At 32.4% G+C, this 4,704-nt stretch carries 5 protein-coding genes; all 5 read left to right on the top strand.

The window, feature by feature from the left end:
* A partial coding sequence (locus PHP06_10575) for a sugar transferase (protein ID MDD3840985.1) occupies positions 1–440 on the top strand: 440 nt, incomplete at its 5' end.
* 87 nt (positions 441–527) lie between these two features.
* On the top strand, positions 528–1,415 hold the full coding sequence (locus PHP06_10570; protein ID MDD3840984.1) for an NAD(P)H-binding protein: 888 nt from the start codon (positions 528–530) through the stop codon (positions 1,413–1,415).
* A 10-nt stretch (positions 1,416–1,425) separates the two neighbouring features.
* On the top strand, positions 1,426–2,520 hold the full coding sequence (locus tag PHP06_10565) for a glycosyltransferase family 4 protein (protein ID MDD3840983.1): 1,095 nt from the start codon (positions 1,426–1,428) through the stop codon (positions 2,518–2,520).
* Positions 2,521–2,551: 31 nt separating this feature from the next.
* Positions 2,552–3,439, top strand: coding sequence for an ATP-grasp fold amidoligase family protein (locus tag PHP06_10560; GenBank protein MDD3840982.1), 888 nt, complete (start codon positions 2,552–2,554; stop codon positions 3,437–3,439).
* 15 nt (positions 3,440–3,454) lie between these two features.
* Positions 3,455–4,585, top strand: a complete 1,131-nt coding sequence (locus PHP06_10555) for a sugar-transfer associated ATP-grasp domain-containing protein (GenBank protein MDD3840981.1) — start codon at positions 3,455–3,457, stop codon at positions 4,583–4,585.
* The last annotated feature ends 119 nt before the right edge of the window (positions 4,586–4,704 follow it).

The raw sequence follows: 4,704 nt of genomic DNA, 5'->3' as shown, positions 1-4,704 counted from the left end.
CGAAGGATATGCCTACTCATCTTCTTGAAAATCCCGAGCAGTACATAACAAGATTAGGAAAATTTTTGAGAAAAACAAGTTTAGACGAGTTGCCGCAAATTTTAAACATTCTCATTGGTGATATGAGCATCATCGGTCCTCGGCCTGCTCTTTGGAATCAGTATGATTTAATTGAAGAACGTGATAAATATGGTGCGAATGATATAAAGCCGGGGCTTACAGGTTGGGCACAGATAAACGGCAGAGATGCTATTTCTATTCAAGATAAGGCGCAATACGACGGAATATATGCTAAAAATTTAAGCTTTGTTTTTGATATAAAGTGTTTCTTTTTATCAATTATTTTTGTGCTTAGAAGAGATGGCGTGCTCGAAGGCGGAGCTGCAAAGGTGAATGCCCATTCATATTCAAACGAAGTCTATGAAAAAGAAACGGTATAACTATATATTATGGCAATTAAAATAACGCAGTGTTATCAAGCTTCCTAATTATAGAAAGATGATAAAGGCAGCAATAGGGGTGGGTTAATGTTATTGGTTACAGGAATTACAGGTCATACGGGAAGATATTTTTTAAAGGAACTCATCAATCATAAATATCAAGGATTAATTCGCTGCATAGTTAGGGATACATCTGATACTTCGATGCTTGATAATAGCGTATTGAATATCGAAAAAGTTGTGGGGGACATTCGTGATGAGGCGTTTTTGGCCGAAGTCACAAAAGATGTAAGTACTATTGTTCATATCGTAAATATAAGACACACCTTGAAAGTGCTAAATGCCGCGCTTGCAAATAATGTAAAGCGTGTTATTTGTGTTCATACAACCGGTATATTTTCCAAGTTTAGAATTGCTTCCGAAGAGTATAAAATTATTGAAAGCAAAATTAAGGAACTGCTTTCTAATAACGATATTAGTGTAACAATACTAAGACCGACGATGATTTATGGCGATATGCACGATAAAAACATGAGCAGGTTTATCAAGATGATTGATAAATTAAGAATTTTTCCTGTTGTTGAACATGGAAAAAGCTTGATTCAGCCCGTAAATGCCAGAGATTTAGGCAAAGCATATTATGATGTTTTGATGACGCCAACAGAAAAATTAAAATCAGAATATATCTTGTCAGGCGAAAAACCAATTACAATGCTTGAAGCATTTAAATTGATAAGTGATAATCTTAACAAAAAAACATATTTTATAAGTTTCCCTTTAGGGCTTGGTGTATTTATTGCCAAAACCCTTAAAATAATTACAATAGGTAAAATTGATTATATCGAAAAGGTGCAAAGAATGAGTGAGGATAGGAATTTTTCTCATGAGCAAGCGACCGCTGACTTCGGATATAAACCAGAACCGTTTGAAATAGGCATAGCAAGAGAGATTAGAGAATATCTTAAAAGAATGTAGGTATGGTATAATGAAAAAGAGGATTTTAATTCTGTCGAACCATTTTATAACCTTATATAATTTTAGGAAGGAGCTTATAAAAAAAATTATAGATGAAGGGCATGAAGTATATATTTCTATGCCAAAGTCAGATGACAATGTTTTTTTTGAAGATATGGGTTGTAAGATTATTGAAACATCAGTTGACAGAAGAGGGATAAACCCTGTAGAGGACCTTAAATTAGTTACAAAGTATATAAGAATTATGAAAGATGTTAAACCGGATATAATTTTTTCTTTTACTATCAAGCCAAATATTTATGGCTCTATAGCTTCAAATATTATGAAATATAAGCAGATAAATAATATTACCGGCACAGGCGGTACCTTTTTGAAAAGAACCTTTGTAAGTGAAGTTGTAAAGTTTTTGTATAAACAATCTATAAAAAAATCTTACAAAGTATTTTTTCAAAACAGTGGCGACAGAGATTTGTTTATCAATAATAATATGGTGAAAGATAATTTTGCTATGCTCCCCGGTTCGGGTGTAAACTTAGAGCAATTTAAAATGAGCGATTTTCCGCAAGGCGGTGAAAACAATTTTATTTTCATAGGAAGGATTATGAAGATAAAAGGTATAGAACAGTATCTTCAGGCTGCAAAAATGATTAAAAAAGAACATTCAAACACAAACTTTTATGTTGCTGGCTTTATTGAAGAAGAAAAGTACAAGCCTTTAATCGAAGATTATGATAAAAAAGGTATTATTAATTACATAGGATATCAAAAAGATATAAAGTCTTGGATTGAAAAGTGCCATTGTACAATACTTCCTTCTCATGGCGGAGAAGGAGTGCCAAATGCACTGTTAGAATCTTCTGCTATGGGAAGAGTTTGCATAGCATCCAATATCAATGGCTCTAAAGATGTTATCGAAGATAAAGTAACAGGATATCTGTTCAAAGCAGGAGATGCAAATGATTTATGCCATAGTGTGAAGAATTTCTTGAATTTAAGCTATGAGGAAAAAGTAAAAATGGGCTTAGCGGCAAGAAACAAGGTTGAAAAAGAGTTTGATAGAGCATTAGTTATTGATAAGTATTTAAATGAAATAAGATGCATATAGGGTGAACCAATATGCATGGAAGGTGATGTCCTTGAATTATAAAAAAATTATCAGCAATCAAGAGATGCGAATAAAAATAATGCACCTATTAAGGTTTGTTCCAGGCTCATTAATGGTTAAATTACAGTACAAGATTAAGCTAGGCAGAAAACTTAATCTAAAAAATCCGCAAAGATACACCGAAAAACTGCAATGGTACAAATTATATTATCGAAACCCACTCATGACTCAATGTTCGGATAAATATGCAGTGCGTGAATATATTAAGTCTAAAAATCTAAGTCATATTTTAAATAGGCTTTATGGTGTGTATGACAATGTTGAGCAGATAGATTTAAATCTGCTGCCTGAAAAATTTGTGCTAAAAACAACAAACGGAAGCGGAACTAATTACTTTTGTGAGGATAAAGCAAAGTTTTCATTAGATGATGCAAAACAACATCTTGCCACTTGGTTGAAAAGGGATGTTTATTCTGCGGGTCGTGAATGGTCCTATAAAGATGTGTTGCCACGAATTGTTGTTGAGGAATATTTAGAAGATAAGGATAATCCTTTTGACGGTATTAACGATTATAAATTTTTATGTTTTAATGGCAATGCCAAATATATAGTGCTTGATGTTGACCGTAAGGTAAACCATAAAAGAAACATCTATGATACCGACTGGCGCCTAATAGATGTGACTACGGATAAACCGAACATTACTGAACATATTCCAAAGCCTGAAGGCCTGGATGAAATGTTAAAGATTGCAAACATACTTTCAGAGGATTTTCCTTTTGTGCGGGTTGATTTATACTGGGTTAATGGTAAAGCTTATTTTGGGGAGCTTACTTTTTATCCCTGGACAGGCTATGTTAAATTTAACCCTGATGAGTTTGACTTTACTCTAGGAGAGCAGTTCATATTGCCATTTTAACTAGGAGTGATATAGGTGGGCTTAACGAACAAGAAAATTTTAAAAAGATTAGTCGCTTTCGTTAATAACGACTTACTTAACTTGTATTTAAATTATACATATAAGAAACAAATAAAGATGAAACTTAAGAAAACCGACTTTATTGATTCTAATTATAAACGACACATTAAAGAATACTGGAATAGATATAACCTAAGAATTAATTTAGATTGGCACAAGTGGTATTATTCGAGGAATGGAATCAAGGATGTAAGATATATTCCAGAGTATATTTACTACTGTTATATAGAGTCTTACTTTAACAGGGCTACTTTAAATGAAGCATATTCTGATAAAGCAATTCATAATATTTTGTTTAGCGATATAAAAAGACCAACTACAATAGCTAAAAATGTAGGTGGGGTCTTTTATGATGATAAATTTGATTTGATTTCATTAGATGAAATTATTGATCATTACAACAAAAAGAAAAAGATAGTTATAAAACCAACTATCGAAAGCGGCGGTGGCAGAAATATATGCTTTATAGACAATGAAGAAATCGCTGATACGCATTGTGAGTTAATCAGGATAATTACTGAATTTAAACAAGACTTTATAATTCAAGAAGTAATAGATCAGCATCCAGAACTAAAAGTTATTAACCCACAATCCGTAAATACAATAAGAGTTATGTCAATATTTTTAAATGGCAAAGTGCATATAATTTCCCCAAGATTAAGAATGGGGGTAAATGGCTCTAAAGTAGATAATGTCTCGGTAGGGGGTCTTTCATGTGGGATTATGGAAGATGGAAGATTAAGAAAATATGCCTTTGATACTTTTGGGATATGTTTTGAAAAACATCCCCAAGGATTTGTATTTGAAGGGAAGAGAGTACCTTCATATGATAAAATAGTCAATATTATTAAAAAAGAACATATTAAATTTGGACATTTTAAATTGATTTCATGGGATTTTGCAGTAGATATTAATGCTGAACCAATACTAATTGAAATTAATTTAAGGTTTCAGGGAATAAATGGTGGACAACTTTGTAATGGGCCGCTATTTGGTGATTTAACCGATGAAATCCTTAGAGAAGTTTTTACAAATAAATGTAATGTGAAAGTACCATTGACTAAAGAAGTATCAAGTAGAATATAAAATGTATATGGGGTGTATAAATGAATTGCATTAGAGTATTACATGTTCTAGGGACACTTGATTCTGGTGGTGCAGAAAGTAGAACAATGGATATATATAGAAAAATTGATCGGGAAAAG

Source organism: Clostridia bacterium (assembly GCA_028698525.1).
Taxonomy (GTDB): domain Bacteria; phylum Bacillota; class Clostridia; order JAQVDB01; family JAQVDB01; genus JAQVDB01.
This window is presented reverse-complemented; position numbering and strand designations above follow the sequence as displayed.